23 protein-coding genes and 1 tRNA gene are annotated in these 20,707 nt (G+C 55.6%); 15 read left to right on the forward strand and 9 right to left on the reverse strand.

Annotation, left to right across the window (positions count from 1 at the left end; genetic code table 11):
- Window positions 1-10 precede the first annotated feature (10 nt).
- Window positions 11-1,009 (forward strand): alpha-ketoacid dehydrogenase subunit beta, encoded by a 999-nt coding sequence (locus FHW17_RS07610; RefSeq protein ID WP_182509534.1) that lies wholly within the window; start codon window positions 11-13, stop codon window positions 1,007-1,009.
- Window positions 1,010-1,012: 3 nt separating this feature from the next.
- Window positions 1,013-2,326 (forward strand): acetoin dehydrogenase dihydrolipoyllysine-residue acetyltransferase subunit, encoded by a 1,314-nt coding sequence (locus FHW17_RS07615; RefSeq protein WP_182509535.1) that lies wholly within the window; start codon window positions 1,013-1,015, stop codon window positions 2,324-2,326.
- An 11-nt stretch (window positions 2,327-2,337) separates the two neighbouring features.
- On the opposite strand, the gene FHW17_RS07620 is transcribed toward FHW17_RS07615, so the two are convergent.
- Window positions 2,338-2,988: a hypothetical protein gene (locus FHW17_RS07620; protein WP_112528938.1), complete on the reverse strand. Its 651-nt coding sequence runs from the start codon at window positions 2,986-2,988 to the stop codon at window positions 2,338-2,340.
- A gap of 171 nt (window positions 2,989-3,159) precedes the next feature.
- Between FHW17_RS07620 and FHW17_RS07625 the strand changes: the two genes are divergently transcribed.
- The 5 genes from FHW17_RS07625 to ptsP all read left to right on the forward strand — a co-directional run bounded on the left by FHW17_RS07625 (window position 3,160) and on the right by ptsP (window position 7,879).
- Complete coding sequence (locus FHW17_RS07625; RefSeq protein ID WP_182509667.1) at window positions 3,160-3,594, forward strand: transcriptional regulator GutM; 435 nt, start codon at window positions 3,160-3,162, stop codon at window positions 3,592-3,594.
- Window positions 3,595-3,661: 67 nt separating this feature from the next.
- A complete protein-coding gene (locus tag FHW17_RS07630) occupies window positions 3,662-4,423 on the forward strand; it encodes a PTS glucitol/sorbitol transporter subunit IIC (RefSeq protein WP_112528940.1) in 762 nt (253 codons plus the stop codon).
- A 22-nt stretch (window positions 4,424-4,445) separates the two neighbouring features.
- Window positions 4,446-5,462, forward strand: coding sequence for a PTS glucitol/sorbitol transporter subunit IIB (locus FHW17_RS07635; RefSeq protein ID WP_113096295.1), 1,017 nt, complete (start codon window positions 4,446-4,448; stop codon window positions 5,460-5,462).
- Between the two features lie 28 nt (window positions 5,463-5,490).
- Entirely contained in the window at window positions 5,491-5,868 is a 378-nt protein-coding gene (locus FHW17_RS07640) for a PTS glucitol/sorbitol transporter subunit IIA (protein ID WP_112528944.1), read from the forward strand.
- 43 nt (window positions 5,869-5,911) lie between these two features.
- Window positions 5,912-7,879 carry a phosphoenolpyruvate--protein phosphotransferase gene (gene ptsP / locus FHW17_RS07645; RefSeq protein WP_182509536.1) on the forward strand — a complete coding sequence of 656 codons (1,968 nt, stop codon included), beginning with the start codon at window positions 5,912-5,914 and terminating at the stop codon, window positions 7,877-7,879.
- On the opposite strand, the gene FHW17_RS07650 is transcribed toward ptsP, so the two are convergent.
- Window positions 7,876-8,637: a hypothetical protein gene (locus FHW17_RS07650; RefSeq protein WP_112528948.1), complete on the reverse strand. Its 762-nt coding sequence runs from the start codon at window positions 8,635-8,637 to the stop codon at window positions 7,876-7,878. The two genes, ptsP and FHW17_RS07650, sit on opposite strands and share 4 nt — an antisense overlap.
- Window positions 8,638-8,860: 223 nt before the next feature.
- Here FHW17_RS07650 and FHW17_RS07655 point away from each other — a divergent pair, with 223 nt between their 5' ends.
- From FHW17_RS07655 to FHW17_RS07675, 5 genes are all read left to right on the forward strand, one after another.
- Window positions 8,861-9,820: a sugar-binding transcriptional regulator gene (locus tag FHW17_RS07655; RefSeq protein ID WP_348643719.1), complete on the forward strand. Its 960-nt coding sequence runs from the start codon at window positions 8,861-8,863 to the stop codon at window positions 9,818-9,820.
- Between the two features lie 199 nt (window positions 9,821-10,019).
- Window positions 10,020-10,096, forward strand: a tRNA-Ile gene (locus FHW17_RS07660).
- Window positions 10,097-10,639: 543 nt separating this feature from the next.
- The gene (locus tag FHW17_RS07665; protein WP_182509537.1) at window positions 10,640-11,434 is read left to right on the forward strand and encodes a DUF899 domain-containing protein; all 795 of its coding nucleotides are present in this window, start codon (window positions 10,640-10,642) and stop codon (window positions 11,432-11,434) included.
- Between the two features lie 328 nt (window positions 11,435-11,762).
- Window positions 11,763-11,960, forward strand: a complete 198-nt coding sequence (locus FHW17_RS07670; protein WP_113096299.1) for a hypothetical protein — start codon at window positions 11,763-11,765, stop codon at window positions 11,958-11,960.
- Window positions 11,961-12,101: 141 nt separating this feature from the next.
- Window positions 12,102-12,326: a hypothetical protein gene (locus FHW17_RS07675; RefSeq protein WP_113096300.1), complete on the forward strand. Its 225-nt coding sequence runs from the start codon at window positions 12,102-12,104 to the stop codon at window positions 12,324-12,326.
- A 300-nt stretch (window positions 12,327-12,626) separates the two neighbouring features.
- Here the strand turns inward: FHW17_RS07675 and FHW17_RS07680 are convergent, their stop codons facing one another.
- Window positions 12,627-13,682 carry a porin gene (locus tag FHW17_RS07680; protein WP_112528956.1) on the reverse strand — a complete coding sequence of 352 codons (1,056 nt, stop codon included), beginning with the start codon at window positions 13,680-13,682 and terminating at the stop codon, window positions 12,627-12,629.
- A 402-nt stretch (window positions 13,683-14,084) separates the two neighbouring features.
- Window positions 14,085-14,291, reverse strand: a complete 207-nt coding sequence (locus FHW17_RS07685; protein ID WP_182509538.1) for a hypothetical protein — start codon at window positions 14,289-14,291, stop codon at window positions 14,085-14,087.
- A 91-nt stretch (window positions 14,292-14,382) separates the two neighbouring features.
- Here FHW17_RS07685 and FHW17_RS07690 point away from each other — a divergent pair, with 91 nt between their 5' ends.
- Window positions 14,383-14,946, forward strand: a complete 564-nt coding sequence (locus tag FHW17_RS07690; RefSeq protein ID WP_113096302.1) for a TetR/AcrR family transcriptional regulator — start codon at window positions 14,383-14,385, stop codon at window positions 14,944-14,946.
- Between the two features lie 9 nt (window positions 14,947-14,955).
- Here FHW17_RS07690 and FHW17_RS07695 read toward each other — a convergent pair whose 3' ends face one another.
- Together FHW17_RS07695 and FHW17_RS07700 are read right to left on the reverse strand one after the other, a co-directional pair.
- On the reverse strand, window positions 14,956-15,453 hold the full coding sequence (locus FHW17_RS07695) for a hypothetical protein (RefSeq protein WP_182509539.1): 498 nt from the start codon (window positions 15,451-15,453) through the stop codon (window positions 14,956-14,958).
- Window positions 15,454-15,639: 186 nt separating this feature from the next.
- On the reverse strand, window positions 15,640-16,395 hold the full coding sequence (locus FHW17_RS07700; RefSeq protein WP_112528964.1) for a DeoR/GlpR family DNA-binding transcription regulator: 756 nt from the start codon (window positions 16,393-16,395) through the stop codon (window positions 15,640-15,642).
- Window positions 16,396-16,483: 88 nt separating this feature from the next.
- Here FHW17_RS07700 and FHW17_RS07705 point away from each other — a divergent pair, with 88 nt between their 5' ends.
- Window positions 16,484-17,068 (forward strand): NUDIX domain-containing protein, encoded by a 585-nt coding sequence (locus FHW17_RS07705; RefSeq protein ID WP_182509540.1) that lies wholly within the window; start codon window positions 16,484-16,486, stop codon window positions 17,066-17,068.
- Window positions 17,069-17,095: 27 nt separating this feature from the next.
- Window positions 17,096-17,488, forward strand: coding sequence for a DUF4406 domain-containing protein (locus FHW17_RS07710; RefSeq protein WP_112528968.1), 393 nt, complete (start codon window positions 17,096-17,098; stop codon window positions 17,486-17,488).
- Here FHW17_RS07710 and FHW17_RS07715 read toward each other — a convergent pair.
- The 3 genes from FHW17_RS07715 to FHW17_RS07725 form a co-directional block, all read right to left on the reverse strand.
- The gene (locus FHW17_RS07715; RefSeq protein WP_112528970.1) at window positions 17,443-18,663 is read right to left on the reverse strand and encodes an MFS transporter; all 1,221 of its coding nucleotides are present in this window, start codon (window positions 18,661-18,663) and stop codon (window positions 17,443-17,445) included. The genes FHW17_RS07710 and FHW17_RS07715 overlap by 46 nt on opposite strands.
- Before the next feature lie 38 nt (window positions 18,664-18,701).
- Window positions 18,702-19,325 (reverse strand): TetR/AcrR family transcriptional regulator, encoded by a 624-nt coding sequence (locus FHW17_RS07720; protein ID WP_112528972.1) that lies wholly within the window; start codon window positions 19,323-19,325, stop codon window positions 18,702-18,704.
- Between the two features lie 77 nt (window positions 19,326-19,402).
- Complete coding sequence (locus tag FHW17_RS07725; protein ID WP_182509541.1) at window positions 19,403-20,707, reverse strand: cytochrome c; 1,305 nt, start codon at window positions 20,705-20,707, stop codon at window positions 19,403-19,405.

Raw genomic sequence — 20,707 nt, forward strand, 5'->3', positions numbered from 1 at the left:
AGCATACCCGATGAACGAGACAATTCGCGAGCTGAGCTATTCGCAGGCTATTCAGGAAGCCATGGCGCTGGCCATGGAAGCAGATGAGCGGGTGTTCCTCATGGGGGAGGATATCGGCGTCTATGGCGGTGCCTTTCAGGTCACCGGCGATCTGGTGCATCGCTTTGGTGAAGACCGGGTGATGGACACGCCGATTTCCGAACTTGGTGGCGCTGGCGTTGCCGTCGGTGCGGCCTTGACTGGTATGCGGCCGATTTTCGAGTTCCAGTTTTCCGACTTTGCCGCGCTTGCCATGGAGCAGATCGTCAATCAGGCGGCCAAAATCCGCTATATGCTGGGTGGTGCCGTTTCGGTGCCGCTGGTCATGCGTTTTCCATCGGGTTCCGGTACGGGGGCGGCAGCCCAGCACAGCCAAAGTCTTGAAGCATGGCTTGGCCATGTTCCCGGTCTGAAAGTAATCCAGCCATCCACCCCCTATGACGCGAAAGGCATGCTGCTCGCCGCTATCGAAGACCCGGACCCGGTGATGATCTTTGAGCACAAGCTGCTCTACAAGATGAAGGGCCCTGTGCCCGAGGGCTATTATACGGTGCCAATCGGCAAGGCGGCGGTGGTGCGCGAGGGTAGCGATCTTACCATCGTTGCTTCCGCCATCATGGTACACAAGGCGCTGGAAGCGGCAAAGGAACTGGAAAAGGAAGGGATCAACGTCGAAGTGGTTGATCTTCGAAGCATCAGGCCGATGGACAAAGACACGATCATCGCCAGCGTCAAGAAAACGTCCAGACTGATGTGCGTCTATGAGGGTGTAAAGACGCTCGGTATCGGTGCGGAAGTCAGCGCCATGATCGCCGAAAGCGAAGCCTTTGATTATCTCGATGCACCGATTGTGCGGCTTGGCGGCGCGGAAACACCCATCCCCTATAATCCGGAGCTGGAAAAGGCCACCGTGCCGCAAGTGCCGGGAATATTGAAGAGCGCCCGCGATCTCGTGAAGGGGGTACGCTAGGTCATGCCCACCGAAGTTATCCTGCCCAAGGTCGACATGGATATGGAGACCGGCCAGATATCGCGCTGGTACGCCAAGGAGGGCGACAGCGTATCCAAGGGGCAGCTGCTGTTCGAAATCGAAACGGATAAGGCGGCCATGGAAGTGGATGCTCCCGCCTCCGGTATCCTGCGCGGCGTGACGGCACAGGAAGGCACTGTTGTGCCGGTGGGCCAGTCGGTTGCCTGGATTTATGCCGAGGGCGAGGACTACGCTGCTGCCACGCCGGAAGCGATTGAAGCTGCGCCTGTCAGTGACGTGATGAAGGTGGCCGAGCCATCACCATCTCCTGTTGTTGCTGAAAGTCTATCGGTTGCGGCGACGCAAGGAGATGCTGTCCGCGCGACACCATTGGCGCGGCGGATCGCCAGAGAAAGCGGGATTGATCTGGCATCAGTATCCGGTTCGGGTCCCAAGGGGCGGATTCAGCGGAAAGACGTTGAAGCGAGCGCTGCGCACGCGCAGCCAGCTATTGCCAAACCTGTTGCTGCAAAGGCGGATAAAGCGCCGCTGCATGCGGTCTGGTTGCGGCAGGGCAATGATACAGGTCTGGCGCCGCTGGTGCTGATCCATGGCTTCGGCTCTGATCTCAATAGTTGGCGGCCAATGCTGGCGGGAACGACACTCGATAGCGCGATCCTTGCTATTGATCTGCCTGGGCATGGCGAGTCGACGCGGGATATTCCTGCGGATATTGATTCCATTGCTGCGCTGGTGGAGCAGACGATTGCGGCCCATCATACAGGGCCGGTTGTTGTCGCGGCCCATTCCTTCGGTGCGGCGATTGCAGCGAAGGTCGCTGCTCGTGGCAATCTTGATATCCGCGCCCTGACGCTGATTGCGCCTGCAGGTCTTGGACCTGAGATTAACGGGGCTTTCCTGCAAGGGTTTGTCCGGGCGAGGGCGGAGCCGAGCCTTCTCGCGTGGATGAAGCTGCTGGTGCAGGATGAGAGCCTTCTGACCAGATCCTTTGTCAAGGCAACGCTTGCCCAGTCACAAGACGAAGGCTTGCGCAATGCACAGAAACTTGTCGCTGATCGCTTCTTTGCCGATGGGACGCAAATCTTCGATATCCGCAGAAGTCTGGCCGGGCTGATTATTCCTGTCAGGGTGATTTTCGGTGCGGCAGACAGGATCATTCCTGCTGCCCATGCGTCAGGTCTGCCGGGTGAGATCGCGGTTCATGTTTTCGCCGGGACAGGCCACATGCCGCAGCTGGAACAGCGGGAAAAGGTGGTGCGGATATTGCGGGAGGTCGGAGCGTCGTGCCGTCAATAAGGCGCGACGCTCTAGTCGTTCCGTGGGGTAGGTGCTGTCAGTCGGCTGCCACCCCTTGAGGCGATCAGAGCGCGCTGAATGGCACTGCGGGCAGACGCCAGATTGGGCATGACCCAGTTTGGCTCTGCGCCAAGGAACTTGTCGAGATAGGCAATGGCATAGCCGGGCATTTCGTTGACATTTTCCTTGTAGGACCACCAGGTCCGCAGGTCATTTGCACAACTGGCGATTTGCGGAGCGGCACCAAATTCCTGTTCATAGATGGCGGCAATCGTACCGACGCAGAAGTTGGTGTAGAGAAAACCTTCCGGCCAGAATGCGATAATATCGGCCATTTTGGCCGCGTCGTTGTTGGCTTGCGGCGTATGGCCCTGAACCTTGGCTGGCGCTTCGGCGATCAGTTCTTTCAGCACAAGACCGGCGGCGAAAATAATGAAGTCCTTCCGGTCAATCCGCGAAAAGGATTTCTGCTGCTCGACAGTCTCGATCCAGTTAAGGAATGCGGCTGTCAGTTTCGTTTCGTCAATGGCAAAGCGGTAGCCATAATGCTCGGCAATCAGCGCGACATTCTTGCGAAAGGCCATGCGGAACCAGCGCAGCCGCCGCAGGCGGTGACGCAGATCAGGCGTGCTAACCAGTTCATCGCGAAACAGAAAATCCATGCCGTGTCTCTCTGATGTCTCTTGTGTATGTCTTACGCTTCAAAGCAGCGGAAGCCAAGTTTTCAATGATACAAGAAATCATACATATTGACATTACAAAAAACAAATGTTCTATATTTTTCCGTCCCGGCATAGCATATGTATATGGCTGGACAATGGGAGGTTGAAGACATGGCGATGTGGCAATGGGGATTGCTTGCCCTTGGAATCCTTTGGGCTTGGCAGTCACTGGGTGTCTGGTATCAGATGCGCCACTATAGCGATGTGATGAAGGGCATTACGTCGAAATATAATGATGGATATGTCGGTGCGGGCAATGTGCGCGGGCGTTTTGGCAAAGGCGTTATTGCCCTCGTGGTGGTGACGCCCGATCTGGTTGTGCAACGTTTTCTGGTGATGCGTGGCCGTTCGGTCTTTGCAAAATTTACGCGTCGTCCCGAGTTTGAGGGAATCACACTGAATGCATTGCGCGCCGATCCGCTCATTTCAGGCGTGGAAGACCCGGCTTTGGCCAAAGCGGCGGAGCGTGCGATTGAACAGATCGACCGCGCCAGAACCGAGCCGAAGCAGCCGGGCCTTTCGGGAATCAGGACAGTCAACGCTTAGGGTCAGGCGACACATAGAATTAGGGGTGGCCGTACCCAAGCAAAACGGCCGATAAGGAGGAGGGAACATGTCAATTCTAACAATGTTGGCGCAGCATGCCGACGTTACCATGCAGCACCTGTCGGTGGCGGGGTCGATGGTCTCGGACGCTGCCCTGCACGGCAAACAGGCAATACACCATGCGGGCAATGATCTCGTGGTGCTGGCCCAGTCCAGCGGTGGTGATATCACCGTCGAAGAATTCAAGAACAAGCTGCAGCACGTCCAGCAGGAGGAGCAGCTGGGCTGGCTTACCAGCGCAGGCAAATATTTCATCGGTATTTTCCAGAAGGGCGGCGAAGTTTTTGCCGGTTTCGTTACTGGCATTATTCCAACGCTCGTCGTTCTGATGACGGCTTTCTATGCGCTGACTGAACTTGTTGGCGAAGAGCGCGTGCATGGCATTGCCCGCGGTGCGGGCCGCATTGCCCTGACGCGTTATACGGTGCTGCCCCTGCTGTCGGTATTCTTCCTCACCAATCCAATGGCCTATACATTTGGTTCGTTCCTTGAAGAAAAGCACAAGCCGGCTTTCTACGATGCTGCGGTTTCCTACGTACATCCGCCGCTTGGCCTGTTCCCGCATATCAATCCGGGCGAGTATTTCGTCTGGGGCGGCATTCTCGTTGCGCTGCTCGAACTGGAGAAAAAGGGCGCTGTTCCCGCTGGCTATCATATCAATGTGGCCATCTGGTACGCGATCGTTGGTCTGGTCGTTATCCTCCTAAAAGGCATGTTGACCGAGCGCATTACCGCCATCATGGCGCGGCGTCAGGGCATCGAGCTTTAAATCAGCGGTGGGGAGAAAAAGAATGTCAAAGACCTATAAACCAGTCAAAATTTCCAAGGGTTCCAATGGTTGGGGTGGCCCGCTGACGATTCAGTTGACGCCGCAGCGCAACAAGGTCGTTTCCGTTACCGGTGGCGGTATCCATCCCGTTGCACGCCGTATTGCTGAACTGACCGGCGGTGAGGCCGTCGATGGCTTCAAGGCACCGCCGGTTGAAGGCGAGATGGGCGTTGTCGTTGTCGATTGTGGCGGCACGGCGCGCTGCGGTGTCTATCCGCGCAAGCGTATTCCCACTGTCAATCTGACACCGGTTGGCCAATCGGGCCCGCTGGCGCAGTTCATTACCGAGGACATTTATGTTTCGGGCGTGAAAGAAGCCAATATCGAACTCGCCGATGGATCGGAAAGCGCCACGGTTGCAGGCGGAGCCTCCACACCGACACCGGCAGAGATGGCAGCAGCCATGTCCAGCCGCACCGCCGCGGCATCCGATGCAGGCGAGGGCGGACTGATCGGATTGATCAGTTCTGTTGGCCGGGTCATGGGCCGGGTTGTTGGTATATTCTTCAATGCCGGTCGCCGGACCATCGATCAGGTCGTGCGCAACGTTCTGCCCTTCATGGCCTTCGTGACGATGCTTATCGGCTTCATCCTTTATACGGGGATTGGCGATGTGCTGGCGCAGCCAATGGGTCCGCTTGCCAACAATATTGTCGGCTTGCTGATCATTTCGGCCATTTGCGGCCTGCCGTTCCTGTCGCCCATTCTGGGGCCGGGTGCGGTGATTGCGCAGGTGATCGGCGTCGCGATTATTGGCCCGCAGATCGCCAATGGCACGATTTCCCCGGCAATGGCCCTACCTGCGCTGTTCGCTTATAATACGCAGGTTGGCTGCGACTTCGTGCCAGTTGGTCTGGCACTGGGTGAAGCCAAGCCGAAGACAATTGAAATCGGTGTTCCGGCGGTTCTCATCAGCCGCCAGATCATGGGTCCCGTATCAGTGCTGATTGCCTGGGTTGTCAGCCTGATCGTATTCTAAACTCGATTAACAAGAAGAGGTTCGCCATATGTCAGTTCTTTTGAAAACACGGGTAACAGCCGTGGGTCCCGAGGTGGCGGACCTCGCAGAGGGAGGCGTCGTCATCCTGTTTGCCGATGGTGCGCCGCCGGAACTTGCCGAAGTTTCCATCCTGCATCTGGTCGAGGATCAGCCGTCGGAAGCAACGCCGCCTGTCGGTTCTGTGATCCGCATTGGTGATCTTTCGGCCAAGATTACAGGCATTGGTGATTATGCGTGGCAAAAAGTCCGGGATATCGGCCATGTTGTCATCACATTCAACGGGTCCGATCATGTTGAACGCCCGGGCGAAATCTGTGCATCGGAAGTCGATACCGGCAAGCTGGTTTCCACCCTCAAAGTGGGCGCGACAATAACCATCGGATAATTATTCGGACCGCAGCAGAACGAAATACCAAAGAGAGTAAAGCATGGAACGCTCGACGATTGTGCGGGTGCATGATGGATTGCATGCGCGGCCAGCGACCCGGTTTGTCAAACTCGCCAAGAGTTTTGAATCGGATATCGAGCTGGTCAAGGATGACAGGTCAGTCAGCGCGAAGAGTTCGGTCAAGCTGATGCTGCTTGGCGTCAAAGAGAATGAGGAAATCACCGTTCGGGCCACGGGCGCCGATGCTATCGAGGCTGTTGAAGCATTGATTGGTTATCTGGAAAATCCGCTGGCTGGAACGGAAGAAGAGGGCATAGCGCAGAGCCGCAAGACTGATGCCGGCAAAACCTCCAGCAAATCAGCAAGTAATCTTCCTGTTGATGGCAAGTTGCGCGGCGTTGCCGCAAGCGAAGGCGTGGCGATTGGCCCCGTCTATGGCTTCTTCCCGGCGGAGATCAAACAGGAAAACCGCTCGCTTGCGGCCAATGAGATCGCCGATGAGGTTCTGCGCCTCAAACAGGCTATCGCGACCGTACAGAAACGCATGGATGCTTCACTGGCGGAAACCAGTCTGGCGGATAGTGATCGCGGCATTGTTGCGGCGCTGAAGGACATCGCCAATGATGATGAACTGACCGGCGGTGCCATTGCCATTGTCGAAGGCGGCGTTGACGCTGTTTCGGCGGTCATTGGGGCAGCGTCCAAGATCGCTTCGGATTTTGCCACCATGGACGATCCCTATCTCAATGCGCGCGGGGATGATGTGAACGCTGTCGGGCGGCAGATATGCCTTGCGCTGCTTGGACAGGAAGATGCCAACCTTGATGCGGTTGCGGCAGGTTCCATCCTCGTTGCCGATGATATCGGCGCATGGGATCTGGCGCGGGCGCCGCTGAAACGTATCGCCGGAGTGATCTGCGGCCATGGCGGCGCGACATCGCATGTCGCCATCATTGCGCGCGCCCACGGCATTCCTGCCGTGCTTGGCCTTGGCCGATCCATTCTTGATCTGAAGGGCGCCAAAACAGTCGCGCTCGATGGCGACAATGGCGAAGTCTTTGCCAATCCCGATGTGGCAGTCGCAAGCCATTTTCAGGCAGAAATTGCCAAGGCGGATGCGGAGAAACGGGCGCTGACAGCCTATAAGGATGTAACGCCAAAGCGTGCCGACGGCACGGTCATCGAAATTGCTGCCAATATTGGTTCGCTTGAGGAGATCGATGCGGCCAAGGACGTCGGTGCCATGGGTATCGGTTTGTTCCGCACCGAGCTTCTGTTCATGCGCCATCTTCATTTGCCTTCGGAAGATTTGCAGGCGGAAACCTATTCAAGCCTTGCCAAGGCCTTCGCACCCTATCCGGTGATTGTCCGGACACTGGATATTGGCGGTGACAAGCCGATTGCCGGTGTCGAGTTTCCCGATGAGGAAAATCCGTTTCTTGGCTGGCGCGGCATCCGCATGTGCCTTGACCGCCCTGATGTCTTCAAGCCGCAATTGCGGGCACTTTTGCGCGCCGCCGTGCATGGCAATGTCAAGGTGATGCTGCCGATGATCTCGGGCGTTGGCGAAGTTCAGGCAACGCGGGCACTGATCGATGAGTGCGCCAAAGAACTTACCGCCGAAGGCAAGGCATTTGCGCATTTCGATCTTGGCGTGATGATCGAGACACCCGCTGCGGTGCTGGTTGCACCCGCTCTTGCAAGGGAAGTCGCCTTCTTTTCCATCGGCACCAATGATCTGACGCAATATATCATGGCCGCCGACCGGCTTAACCCTGTTGTGGCCAAGCTGAATGACGTAACACACCCCGCCGTGATGGCTGCCATCGAGCTGACAGCCAAGGCCGGGGTCGAAGCGGGGATCATGGTTGGCATGTGCGGTGAAGCGGCCGGCCGCCCCGATCTCATCCCCCGTTTCATTGCCATGGGGCTGACGGAACTCAGCATGAGCCCGTCATCCATCCAGCGCGCGAAGAAATGTGTTTTGGATACGTTTAAAACAGCTTAGGGCAGCAGCGGAATGAGGAATGCAAAGAGGCCGGACAGGCTATTCGCCCGGTCTTTTCCCTGTACGGCTTCCATCAGCGTCGCCTGACGGGCCTTTAATGCCAGCAGGGCGCTCTCCACCAGTTTTTCATCGCCGGGTTCTTCATCGTCACTATAGCTGGCAAGGCCAATGGCAAGGGCAATTGCCGAAAAACAGAGATATTGTGTTGCTGTATCCGGCGCGCTTTCGCCGGGTACATGTGGCGGCAATGGCTGGGCCTGATGGCAGGATTGAAGCTCGAATGCCAGCGTTGCACAGGCCTTTGCTACGTCATTCAGGCCGCCCGTTCGGATCGCTGCCTTGATCTGGTCAGCATGACGGCGAATCATGATTGCATGGGCAGAAGCAAAGGTTGCCTCATGAACAACCGTGTTTTCAGCGCCAAGCACGGTAAAAATACGTTTCGTCAAGTAATAAACGTCACGGCGGAACAGAGCCTCGCCTTTTGCCGTATCGCTTGAAAAATAGGCACCCAGACTGCGCGCCTCGATTGTGGTCGAATGAGCCTTAGGGTCTTGAGAAACAAGAGAAATCGAGATTGTCTCGGCAACCGTAAGAGCCTTGTCGACGACGCGCGCCGCATGGCCGAGCAAAATTTCCGGACCTTCAGGGGCGGTGTTTTTGATCTTGTCGCTGCGGCTGGCACGGATCATATGCCTCACATCGCGCAAACGGTCCTTGAGGCCGACGACAATCTCGTTTGAAATATCCCTGATCATGTGGCAGACCTCGACTTGCAAAGTGGATAATGCTTTGTATCTGCTTTTGGTGACTTGCTAAACAATATTCTGCCGGAGTGTACTGTGTGCAACGTTCTTTTGTCAGCACACAATTCTGGCACTGGCAAGAAACAGATACGAGCAATTAAGGGGATGAGAATTGACCGATCGACGCAAGCGAGTGAATAGCGCGACGAACAGTCCAAAGAAGGCCCCGGTTGACATCGGGCAGCCCGATACGAAGATCAGCCGCATGCGGATGCGCGCTGCGTGGATGTATTACATCGAGCAGATGACGCAGAACGAGATTGCTGAAGTGCTGGGCGTTGGCCGTGTGACCATTGTGCGTATGCTCGCTGAAGCCCGTGCCCGCAACGAGGTCAAGATTGGCATTCAAGGCTATCTGTCCGATCTGATCGCGCTGGAGCGGCAGGTTGAACAGCAATTTGGTCTTGAGAAGGTCATCATCGCTCCCTTGTCGCAGGCAGACAATGATCCGATTCCTGCTATCAGCGCCGCAACTGGCGACTACCTTTCCGGGGTGGTCTGCAACAGTATGCGTGTGGGAGTGGGTTGGGGACGTACCCTACTCAGCACACTCTCCTATCTGGAGGCGCGTGCGCTTGAGGATTTCACCGTCATTTCGCTGCTTGGCGGTATCAGCCAGCCGCGCCGGTTTAACCCTGCTGAATTTGCCTGGCAGTTTGCGCAGTTGTTTCAGGGTAACGGCTATCTCATTCCGGCACCGGCGCTGGTGGACAGTGTCGAAACCAGAACCGCGCTGATTGAACGCTGCGGCCTGAAAAGCGTGTTCGAAATGGCTGAGGATCTCGATCTCGTCCTGCTCAGTGTTGGTGCCATTGAAACGGCATCAAGCACGCCCTACCGCATCGGCTTCCTTAACGAAGAGCATCAGTCATCGCTCGCCGAACGTGGTGCTGTCGGCGATATCCTGTTCCATTTCTATGACAAGCAGGGGCGTCTTGTCGAACATCCGATCCATGATCTCGTCATGTCCGTCGGTATCGAAACCTTGCAGAAGGTGCCGGTGCGTGTGCTGACGTCAGGCGGCAAGGAAAAGATCAACGCCCTGCTTGGGGCGATGAAGCTGATCCGCCCGACGGTTTTCATCACCGACGAGGAAAGCGCGCGTCAATTGCTTGCTCTGGCAGAGAAAGAATAGGGCTTGCTCTTTCGAGCCACGGCGCTGCTCGCTGGTCATCATCGTCCAACCTTATGAAAATTCACAGGAGTTGTGGATTTTTGTCCCGAAATCGTCCTATGAGGCGATCAGAGCAAATCGGGCATTGCATTCGTGATTTTTCCCGCTATTGATCGCGGGGAAGACGGGCAGGGACCATACGGTTTGCTGCTTTCAGGTGGGGCCTGTAGCTCAATTGGTTAGAGCCGGCGGCTCATAACCGCTTGGTTGGGGGTTCGAGTCCCTCCGGGCCCACCATTTCCCTTCAAAATGAATGCGTTATGATGCAGATTAGCCAGTCTATTTCGACCGGCCAACTGTTTCCTCGCCAATACCGTAAGTCTTTTGTATCTATGGCAAGATCCCATAGCCCCGCATAATCTCGATCTGAACAAGATTAGCTCCAGCATTATGGTAATGCGCATGCCATACGTTCAGACTGATGCTGCCACATGGATGGGAAACACAGACGTTTGGGCGGCAATATTCGAAAGGGTTCGTATTCTGCAGTATATGCGTGGGAAACTGCACGCGCCTGAACCCGGCTATTATGTATCTCCCAACTATTTTTAGCAGAATTTTCCCGGCCCCGTATTCTCTCAATATGGCATCAAAATCCCTCTGACGATCCTTGGGGATCGCGCCACGAGCCGGTGGAACCAGAATCCCGTCAGAGTTGTTACTCCTTACGTCCCTTTCGCTGTGGTAGAAATATCTCACCACCAAGATTGAGAGCAGTGAATGAATTGCGCCTCGTCCACGAGGCGCGGGAGTTTGCATAAGGTAGGAGGTTGCAAAGCCATGACCAATTCAACTGACAACGGACAGAAAGCCAATCAGTCTGCCATGAATACACCACCGGTCGTATCGCCGCAGGCGTGGGAGGCCGCCCGCGAGGAACTGCTCGTGAAGGAAAAGGCACATTCCCGGGCACGCGACGCCCTTGCCGCCGAACGCCGCCGCATGCCTTGGACGGCAGTAGAAAGGGAGTATGTGTTCGATGGGCCTGCGGGCAAGGCCAGCCTGCTTGATCTGTTTGACGGACGGCGCCAGCTGATCATCTACCGTGCCTTCTTCGAGCCCGGTGTATTTGGCTGGCCCGACCATGCGTGTCGAGGTTGCTCCATGGTGGCCGATCAGGTCGCGCATTTGGCCCATCTGAACGCCCGTGACACGACTCTTGTTTTTATTTCGCGGGCGTCGCAGGCTGAAATAGCGCGACTAAAGTCGCGGATGGGCTGGACCATGCCCTGGTTCACGATCACAGACAATTTTGATGCCGATTTCGATGTGGGCGAATGGCATGGCACGAACGTGTTTTACCGCGATGGCGAGCGCGTGTTCCGCACCTATTTCGTCAACAATCGTGGTGACGAGCAGATGGGGAACACCTGGAATTACCTCGATATCACACCACTTGGCCGTCAGGAGGTCTGGGAAAACTCCCCGGAGGGTTATCCTCAGACCCCAACCTACAAGTGGTGGAACTGGCATGACAGCTATGTCGCCGATGCGGTGCCTGATAAGAAGTGGGTCGAGGTGTCGGACATCGGAGAGGCTGCATTCCGGAATCAGGATGACGCTGGGAAGTCCTGACCGAGCTTTTAATCCTTGAGTGGAAAGTCTCGATAAATATTCGGCAAGTGTTGGAGGCAATAATTGCCTCCAACAGAGCCAGTCCACTGCATAAAAAGTTTATTCCACCTGATGAGGATACAAATGAATGGTCCAGCGGGATTGGGCATCCATTTGTATCCGCATCGATATAGGCGTAAGCTCCAGAAAACTAACGTGGAGGGAGCTGTCATGAAAAATGTTCTTGCTCTGATCGTTGCTGGTTTGATTACGATTGTCGTCAGCCTGACGTCGGTTACGCCGTCTATTGCCTCACCAATTTCCGTACAGAGGGCCCCGATCGCTTCGAATGTGGAGCAGGTCAGGTATAAGCACCATCATCGTCGGCACTGGGGTCATCGCTACCACTATCGCCATGGTTGGGGGCGTCACCATCATCGCCGCTACCATTGGAGCAATCATCACTATCGGCATGGGCATTGGAGGCACCATCGCACTCACCGGTACTATTATCGCTTCTAGCGCCGGACGCCTGCTTTTAATCTGAAGAATGGAATAAAGTCTGTTGCCGTTGAAATAGTTGTCCTCGTGTCCGGGGACAACAGGGCTTTTTGATCAGGCCAGTAAGGTGCTTGTGGAACCTGCACCTCATCCGCAGTTTGATGCGGATGTTTCGGGAGGAACAGTTATGAGTATTTTCTCTCCAGGGAATGCGGATGACAGCCAAGAGCGGGATGCTGAACGCCGGGAGGCAATGCGAGCGCGATTTTTGGATTTCGTTGATTCAAAGGATATGTACCGGATCTATCAGGAAGGAATGGCCGCTGGCTGGAGCCTGGGGGATGTCCAGAGGGCAATTGACGCTCTTGTCGAAGCAAAGGCTGATGAGTTCGGTACAAAAGAACGACCCTGATAGGCCAGCTATCGCGATGGTCAGCGGCTACAATCTGTTCCAATAGCCCAGATTCCGTCCATCGGGTCTGCCGACACAACGGTCGTGGTGTTTTCAATCGCAACGGGAACTGCTCAAAATCAAAAAACGGCGGGCTTTTGGCCCACCGTTTAAAGAAAATGACGTGACTGGAGATCTCATCATCGCAATCTGGAAATGCAGTCCTTCTACATGCCAGACACTCATTGATATGATGCTTTTTGGGCCGAGGCCTTATAAACCCGGGGGCGTGCCCCCGGGATCTCTCCAAATCTCAGTCGATTAGAAATTGCGCTGGAAACGGATCATGCCACCGAATGCATCATCATTGCCGCGCTGACCATCAAACTTGGTGTAGTCGATTTCCGGTGTGATGACCAAGCCAGGTACCAGCTCGTACTGTACGTTCAGAGCAGCAGCCCATGTGCCGTCTTCTTCGTAAGCTACCTGACCGTTAACAGTTGCCTTCTCAGAAACCTTCGCAGTCAAACCGCCCCAGATTGCGTAATCGCCGTACCAGGTGCCGAACCAGTTGCCATTGGCAGAGGTTGAATCATCCCAGTCGGACTGATAGCCACCCATGACGAAGGCAGACACTGTATCGCTGAACTTTACGTCCAAACGCAGCTTGCCAGCCCATTCTTCCACGCGAGAGTCGTAACCGACAACGCCAGAGATTGAGCCCCAAGCCTGTTCGAACTTCGCGCCGGCCAGAACGTGTGGCATGTAGTCATCGATGCGATGATCGATTGTGCCGCCTGTCGGATAGGTGATAGACGCGCCCTGTTCAGCAGCGATGATCGCCGAGAAACCGTTGCCGCCTGTGAAGGTGTAGCTAACCTGGTTGGTTGTAGCAGACTGGTAGTTGATCACGTCGTCATTGATCACGCCGCCAGCATAACCGGTCCACGAACCGTAGATTTCGTCAGCAACACCGATGCGGAAGCCGCCGAGTTCGATGTACGCCTGAGGAAGTTCCGTTGCATTGACGCCGTTGGTATACTGAAAACGTGTTTCAATATACGAACGAAGGGTGCCGAGTTCTGTTTCCGAGCGAGCGTCGAAACGGACAGTCGCACGTGAACGCTTCCACCAGGTGCCGAGTTCGCCGCCGCTGTAGACGTCGTCGCCGCCAACTGCGTCATAACGCAGATAACCGCTGATCTTCAGGCAGGTTTCAGTTCCTGGAATATAGAAAAATCCGGCGCCGTATGCGTCGCAAACGCGAACGTATTCAACGGCTTCCGGTTCAGCGACAACAACTGCGTCAGCAGCGCGTGCGCCTGTTACTGCAATCAGGGCTGCAGCAGAGCCGAAGAGAATGCTCTTGATGTTCATATTGGTCCCCCAATGGTCTTCATTGACCTTTATTGCTTAAATCACTTCGACCGGGGGTAGCAACACCCAACTCTTAGTTGAGTTGTAGTTGAGGTCGCAATGTTGCCGCAATGTCACAAATCGGCCACACAATCAGCTGGTTTTAATATTAAACCATTGTAAAATATATGGAAATAACTGGTCATATTTTGAAATGCGTCGAAAATGTGCCGATCCGCAGCGGTCTATGAAGCGCGAATCACCATGTATTGGGTTGCAGAATGCAACTAAATGGTGCGAGGGCGCCAAACTATACAGTCGATATGGAGGTTATTCTGCAAATATTCTATTATGGTCAAACGGCCTTATCGATGGGCCCACTTGCAATGGGATATTCGGACAATCCTGGTTGCTTATCGCAACTCATTCTTCTCCGCAGCGCCAGCCGCGCAGCATATCGAATGGCTCCAGACCGTCCCAGGCTTGCGCTTTGGTCGTGCTGCGGCCACCAAGACTGCGCAGGGCGGAAAAGCCAGCAAGATCAAACAGGCGCTGAAACAATCGGGCTTCTGTTGGCGGCGCAAAGTTTGCGGCGCAATCGGACAAGTTGAGTTCGCGTTGGTCGGACATCGGCAATCTCCCTGACAGCCGTTTGTTCTATGGCAATCGCCATACAACGTAGCACTAGACCGATCGCCATACAACATGCATAATACCGATTATGCCACGTCCATCAGATGCAAAGACCCGCTTTATCGACACCGCAGTGATCCTGTTTCAGGCGCATGGCTATCATGGTGTCGGGTTGTCAGAGATTATCGAGCAGGCAAAGGCGCCTAAAGGCTCCTTTTATTTCCATTTCCCCGGCGGCAAGGAAGAACTGGCTGAGCACGCGGTGCGCAGCGCTGGCGGTTATCTTATCTATGTGCTGAATAAGAGTTTTCGCGATGCGCCCAGTTTTCGCGCCGGTGCGGAGTTGATGATCGCACGCCTCTATGATTCATTTGAGGCGTCCGGATGGACGCTGGGGTGCCCCATCACCAGCGTCTTGCTTGATACCACACCCAAGTCTGAACGGCTTTCGCTTGCCATCAAGGATGTTATGGAAAGCTGGATCAACTGCCTTGCGGACCAGATAATAAGGTTTCATCCCGAGGCGAATGGCCGGGCGCTTGCCATGAAAATTCTCGTCTCACTGGAAGGGGCGTGGATATTGGCGCGTATGTTGCGCTCACGCGAACCCTTTGATCAGGTGATGAGCGTTATTACCGCAAATGAGGTTTAGAGCTCACATCTAGGTGGGTCGCCGTCGTATGCTTAGGACGATTATCACTAGTACTAGCGCCAAATTCACGGCTCCAAACACATCCTCGCGGAAGCCAAGATCCGAGTAATTGGGTAAGAGCGGGGTGCCAACAAGGGAATCAGAGGCCTGTCTGGCTCTCTCTGCCCCCGCCGGTGCTAGAATGAACTTAGTGTTCGCAATCACAAGCACCACCAGCACGATCTTAATCTTCAGCCAACGCTTAAGAGCTGTGAGCTTCCCTGTTACGAGGATCAGGCCAGCACCGGAGGCGGCGAGAAAGCCGAGACCGCCAAAGATGAGAACATTGGTGATCATCGTTTTGATGCGGAGAAGAAAAGCGTCACCGGCCAAATCTGAGTTTGCAAAGGTGCCCAAGAGAATGTGGGCGAAAATGCTTCCGACGAAAGCCGATAGAGCCAAATAATGGATCAGCTTCAGAGTGGTGCGTGACACTTTCTTTACCTCTTTGAAGTCGGTGCTAATCATTTGAATACCGTTAATGCCGAATTGCGTTCGATGATCGCCAATTCATCACGAGGAGTACAAAGCTGCTTTACTGTTCAAGGAGATGATGCAAACTGCAGATTATCAAGTCAGACTTATTCGGTCTGGCGATTTTTGCCAATTCGTATGAATACGGATTGGGCGGTGTGAACATCTAGGGTTCGGACTCTAGGCTGTAATCACCGTAAGGCCCTCTGCCCGAAATGAGGCTGCACTTTCCTCGGGCGTATCTCGTTCAACGATCAGGCATTGCACATAATTCATCGGCACGACCACATAGGGCGAGGCGGCTCCAAGTTTCTCAGATGAAGCGAGCACAACTGTTTCTGCTGCATAGCGGCACAGGGTTCGCTTCACGGTTGCTTCCTCGGAATCACCTGTTGTCAGGCCGATTTCCGGATGGATGCCCGTTACCCCCATGAAATAGATGTCGGCGCGGTAGTACGCGATGGCTTCGATTGTCGACGCACCCACGGCCACCATCGAGTGTTTGAACAAGCGTCCGCCGATCATCTCGACCGTAATATTAGGGTGATTGATCAGTTCTACCGCAATGCTCGGGCTGTGAGTGATAATGGTCGCTTCGAGATCAATCGGCAGGTGGCGGGCCAACTGGACGGCTGTTGTGCCTCCATCGACAAAAATGACCTGTCCCGGCTGAATCATGGCCGCCGCGGCACGGCCAATGGCTTTCTTGCCATCGGTGGCAATCGTCTGGCGCCCGGAGAAGTCGGCAAGGGCAGGCGAGGCGGGTAATGCACCGCCATGGACCCGCTGCAACAATCCTTCTGCTGCCAGCTCGCGCAAATCCCGCCGGATTGTATCTTCCGAAAGATTGAGGTCGCGGCTGAGCGTCTTGGCGACGATCTCGCCCGTTTCCCGCAAAACCGCGAGAATGTGTGCCTTGCGCTGCTGTGTCAGCATATCTCTCTCATCATTTCTGCATGTTATTTCTTGACTCTGCACGAAATTGCACGTTTTATCAAGCCAATCCCGCAACATGGTGGTGTCAATGACGAAGCTTGCTGAACGTGTCCGTATCCAGACTGTCAAAACCCTTTCCGATGACTGGTATGTGCTGAAGAAGACGACATTTGACTATCAGCGTGGCGACGGCACGTGGCAGACACAAAACCGCGAGACCTATGATCGCGGCAATGGGGCGACGATCCTGCTCTATGACCGTGCGCGGCGCACTGTCATCCTGACGCGGCAGTTCCGCTTTCCGGCTTTCGTTAGCGGCTATACGGAACTCCTGATCGAAGCGCCCGCAGGCTTGCTCGACAATATCTCGCCGGAAGAGCGTATTCGCGAGGAGGTGGAGGAGGAGACCGGATACCGTGTCCACCATGTGCAGAAAGTCTTTGAGGCTTTCATGAGTCCGGGCTCGGTGACGGAGAAACTCTATTTCTTCGTCGGTGCCTATACCGCTTCGGATCGTATTGCCGATGGCGGCGGCCTTGCATCTGAAGGCGAGGATATCGAAGTGCTGGAACTGCCGTTTGCTGAAGCATTTGCGATGATCGGCACGGGTGCTATTCAGGACGCCAAGACAATCATGCTGCTCCAATATGCAGCCCTGCATATTTTTGCTTGAACCATCCAGAACGCACGGAGAAAGCGGATGCTTATTCTGATTGCCGGGCCATACCGGTCAGGAACCAATGATGATGCCGACAAGATGGCGGCCAACCTGCAACGTCTGGAAGAGGCGTCATGGCCGCTGTTTCAGGCCGGGCATTTACCCATGATCGGCGAGTGGGTGGCTCTGCCCGTGTGGAATGCGGCAGGTGGCAGACAGGTTGGCGATGAACTCTATGACCAGATATTCCATCCGGCAGCAGGGCGGTTGATTGCGCTTTGCGATGCGATCCTGCGGCTTCCCGGCGAGTCAAAGGGGGCGGACAATGATGTCCGCCTTGCCAATGAGCGTGGCATTCCAGTCTATTACAGGCTGGAAGATGTGCCGGGTTATGTGGCGGGCACCAGTTCCGGGCGCTTTTCCGTGGCAAAATAGAGAAGCGCCAGAACCGGAAGGGTAAATCCGATCCAGGATGTCAGCCACCAGCCGCCATGGGCAAAAGCCCAGCCACCCACGGCAGAGCCAATCGCACCGCCTGTGAAGAAGGTAGCCATATAAAGCCCGTTAAGGCGGCTGCGATATTCCGCGCCCAGCGAGAAGATTGTGCGTTGTCCGAGCACGAGACTGGTGGTGACACCAAAATCAAGCAGGATAGCAGCTGCGGTAAGAAGGCCCAGAGCCAGTGTCGAGCCGTGGGGACCCAAATGGGTTATGAGGAACGATGCAGCGACAAGCAGCATGGCAAAAGCGGTGGCTGGACGTGTGAGGCCGCGATCGGCCCAACGCCCGGCTATCGGTGCTGCGATGGCACCGGCAACGCCTGCAAGCGCAAACAGAGCAATGCCGCCCTGTGACAGACCGAATTCAGGGCTGGCCAAGAGCAGCGGTGTGGTTGTCCAGAACAGGCTGAACGCACCGAACATGCAGGCCTGATAAAGTGCGCGGCGTTGCAGGATGGGTGTTGTCACGGCAAGGCGGCCCATGGATGACAGCAAATGGCTGTAGGTGGGTTTCGATGTGGGAACCCGCTTGGGCAGGGCTAGCGCCAGAACGATCATCAAGACGATCATTGTGGCTGACGACAGATAGAAGACCACATGCCAGGATGAAACCTGCGCAATGAAACTGGATACCGGGCGCGCCAGCATGATGCCAAGCATTAACCCGCTGACAACATTGCCGACAACCTTGCCGCGAGCCGCTTCCGGCGCCATGTGGGCGGCATAGGGCACGAGAATCTGCACGGCGACGGAACCGAGACCGATAAAAAGTGCCGCTGTGAGAAACGGCAATGGATGGGTGACAAGACCTGCAGCCAGCAAGGCAGCGGCGCCAGCGAGAACGACTGTCAGGATGAGGCGGCGGTTTTCGAAAAGATCGCCAAGCGGCACGATCAGCAGCAGGCCGAGGCCGTAGCCAATCTGCGTCAGCGTGACGATGAGGCCGGCTGCTGCCGGTGACATGCCAAGTTCAGCACTGATGGGACCGGCCAGAGGCTGCCCATAATAGAGATTGGCGGCAATCAATCCGCAGGCTGTTGCAAGCAGAAGGGTCAGCCACGGGGAAATGGCCTGTTGATCAGACGCAGCGTCTGAGTGTGGGGTGGACATGGGTAGCTCCTTGGGAGGAAATGAAGTCAAAAGGCAGATCAGATCAGGGTCTTCATGGCCACGTCGACGGTAGCCACCATTTCTTCGCGCGTTCGGCCGGTTTTCCCGACAACGCGCATGCCCTGCACAAGGCAAAGCATCATTCGGGCAGTAACCTTGCCATCAATATGGGCAGGTACCGAGCCGTCTTTTCGGCCCTGTTCGATTAGTTCCAGAAGCACGGCCTCATTGGTCGCCATTGCCGTTGCAACCTTTTCCGCCACTTCCGGATCGAAGGTTGCCAGTTCCGTGGCGCAGTTGACGACAAGGCAACCCCGTTTGCCCTGTATGCCATGGGAAGCATCGGCAAAAAATGTCAGGGCGTCACGGATGCGGTCATAGCCGGGTTTTCCCGTTTCGACAGTGGCGCGCAATTTGCCACTCCGGATAGCCCGATAGCGATCGAACACCGCCAGAAATACACCGCGCTTGTCCTTGAACGCCTTGTAGACGCTACCCGACGCCAATTGCATGGCCTCGGTCAGATTGCCTATTGAGGTGGCGTGATAGCCCCGGTCGCTAAACACAAGCAAAGCCTTGTCGAGCGCTTCGTTCATATCGAACTCACGCGGACGGCCACGGCTGCGCGCAGCAAGAGTACTGGATGAAGTGGTTTCAGACATTTCCCTATATAGGGAGAGATCGTTTCCTAAATCAAGCGGTTTATTCGGCATCCAGTATTATCAGGTAGTTTATAGCCTCATTGCTTGCGCGCGTTGGCGACATTATCAGGCGTGATAGCGGATTGCTTGCCACCGAAATGCCCCAGCACATAATTGCTGAGTGCCGCGATCTCGACATCCGAATAGGCATTGGCAAAACCCGGCATGGACTGTCTGCCCTGCTGCGTTGTCATATGCGCACCCTTCAGAATGACCTGTATGAGATTGGTTCCATCGGGATCGTTGACCGTACGGCTCCCCTTCAGCGAGGCATAGGGGGTTTGCAGGCCTTCGCCATTCCAGCCATGACAGCTTGCACAGGCACCCTGGAAAATCTTGAGGCCAAGACTGTCCTGTGTTGCCGCATTCGCAGCAGGGGCGTAGGCGGTGGATGCGGTCAGTGTGGCCGGTTCAGCCTCGACGATTGCCTTATCAGCCGAGACTTGCGGCGGTACCGATTTCACATAGGTGACAATGGCCTTGATATCCTCGGGCGTCAGATGACGCAGGCTGAAATCCACAGCTTCACCCATGCTGCCGGTAGCCGAACCGCGACCCTCCGCATGGCCCTTGGAGAGGTAGTCGAACAGTTGCTGATCGGTCCAGTTGCCGATGCCGGTCTGTTTGTCGGAACTGATATTGTAGGCTTTCCAGCCCTGAAGTTCGGCTCCGGCGAATTTCTTGCCATCGTTGACTGCAAACATCAGATTGCGCGGCGTGTGGCACTCGCCGCAATGGGCCATGGCCTCGACCAGATAGGCGCCCCTGTTCCATTCCTCGCTCTGTTTCGGATCAGGCTGCAGGGGGCCGCTTGGCACAAACAGCAGGTTCCAGAAGCGCATGACGTAGCGCTGGTTGAAAGGGAAACCCAATTCATTCTTCGGTGCTTCTGCGCTGACAGGCGGCAGGCTGAACAGATAGGCTTTGATGGCCAGCGCGTCTTCCGTCGTCATCTGGGCATAAGCCGCATAGGAAAAGGCCGGGTAGAGATTCTGCCCCTCCTTGTCGATGCCCTGATGCAAAGCGCGCACGAATTCCGCATCGGTCCAGTTGCCGATGCCGGTTTCCTTGTCTGCTGTGATATTGGGGGAATAGATCGTGCCGAATGGCAGCTTGAAGGCAAGACCGCCCGCATAGGGCTTGCCGCCCGCCGTGGTGTGGCAGGCAACGCAGTCCGCCGCGCGGGTCAGGTATTCACCGCGATCAATCAGTGCCTGACCGGTCGGCAGTTTAGCGGCAGCTTCCGATACATCCGGCAGGGATGCCGGTTTGAACAGGAAGATTGCGACGCCCGCAGCGATAACAACCACTGCGGCGAGAAAAAGGAGGCCCAGTCTCTTCAT

This window comes from Phyllobacterium sp. P30BS-XVII (genome assembly GCF_014138335.1).
Lineage (GTDB): Bacteria > Pseudomonadota > Alphaproteobacteria > Rhizobiales > Rhizobiaceae > Phyllobacterium > Phyllobacterium meliloti.

Coding starts and splice junctions, on each gene's coding strand:
- FHW17_RS07610 (WP_182509534.1), top strand. CDS start 11: ATGAACGAGACAATTCGCGAGCTGAGCTATTCGCAGGCTATTCAGGAA.
- FHW17_RS07615 (WP_182509535.1), top strand. CDS start 1,013: ATGCCCACCGAAGTTATCCTGCCCAAGGTCGACATGGATATGGAGACC.
- FHW17_RS07620 (WP_112528938.1), bottom strand. CDS start 2,988: ATGGATTTTCTGTTTCGCGATGAACTGGTTAGCACGCCTGATCTGCGT.
- FHW17_RS07625 (WP_182509667.1), top strand. CDS start 3,160: ATGGCGATGTGGCAATGGGGATTGCTTGCCCTTGGAATCCTTTGGGCT.
- FHW17_RS07630 (WP_112528940.1), top strand. CDS start 3,662: ATGTCAATTCTAACAATGTTGGCGCAGCATGCCGACGTTACCATGCAG.
- FHW17_RS07635 (WP_113096295.1), top strand. CDS start 4,446: ATGTCAAAGACCTATAAACCAGTCAAAATTTCCAAGGGTTCCAATGGT.
- FHW17_RS07640 (WP_112528944.1), top strand. CDS start 5,491: ATGTCAGTTCTTTTGAAAACACGGGTAACAGCCGTGGGTCCCGAGGTG.
- ptsP (WP_182509536.1), top strand. CDS start 5,912: ATGGAACGCTCGACGATTGTGCGGGTGCATGATGGATTGCATGCGCGG.
- FHW17_RS07650 (WP_112528948.1), bottom strand. CDS start 8,637: ATGATCAGGGATATTTCAAACGAGATTGTCGTCGGCCTCAAGGACCGT.
- FHW17_RS07665 (WP_182509537.1), top strand. CDS start 10,640: ATGACCAATTCAACTGACAACGGACAGAAAGCCAATCAGTCTGCCATG.
- FHW17_RS07670 (WP_113096299.1), top strand. CDS start 11,763: ATGTGGAGCAGGTCAGGTATAAGCACCATCATCGTCGGCACTGGGGTC.
- FHW17_RS07675 (WP_113096300.1), top strand. CDS start 12,102: ATGAGTATTTTCTCTCCAGGGAATGCGGATGACAGCCAAGAGCGGGAT.
- FHW17_RS07680 (WP_112528956.1), bottom strand. CDS start 13,682: ATGAACATCAAGAGCATTCTCTTCGGCTCTGCTGCAGCCCTGATTGCA.
- FHW17_RS07685 (WP_182509538.1), bottom strand. CDS start 14,291: ATGTCCGACCAACGCGAACTCAACTTGTCCGATTGCGCCGCAAACTTT.
- FHW17_RS07690 (WP_113096302.1), top strand. CDS start 14,383: ATGCCACGTCCATCAGATGCAAAGACCCGCTTTATCGACACCGCAGTG.
- FHW17_RS07695 (WP_182509539.1), bottom strand. CDS start 15,453: ATGATTAGCACCGACTTCAAAGAGGTAAAGAAAGTGTCACGCACCACT.
- FHW17_RS07700 (WP_112528964.1), bottom strand. CDS start 16,395: ATGCTGACACAGCAGCGCAAGGCACACATTCTCGCGGTTTTGCGGGAA.
- FHW17_RS07705 (WP_182509540.1), top strand. CDS start 16,484: ATGACGAAGCTTGCTGAACGTGTCCGTATCCAGACTGTCAAAACCCTT.
- FHW17_RS07710 (WP_112528968.1), top strand. CDS start 17,096: ATGCTTATTCTGATTGCCGGGCCATACCGGTCAGGAACCAATGATGAT.
- FHW17_RS07715 (WP_112528970.1), bottom strand. CDS start 18,663: ATGTCCACCCCACACTCAGACGCTGCGTCTGATCAACAGGCCATTTCC.
- FHW17_RS07720 (WP_112528972.1), bottom strand. CDS start 19,325: ATGTCTGAAACCACTTCATCCAGTACTCTTGCTGCGCGCAGCCGTGGC.
- FHW17_RS07725 (WP_182509541.1), bottom strand. CDS start 20,707: ATGAAGAGACTGGGCCTCCTTTTTCTCGCCGCAGTGGTTGTTATCGCT.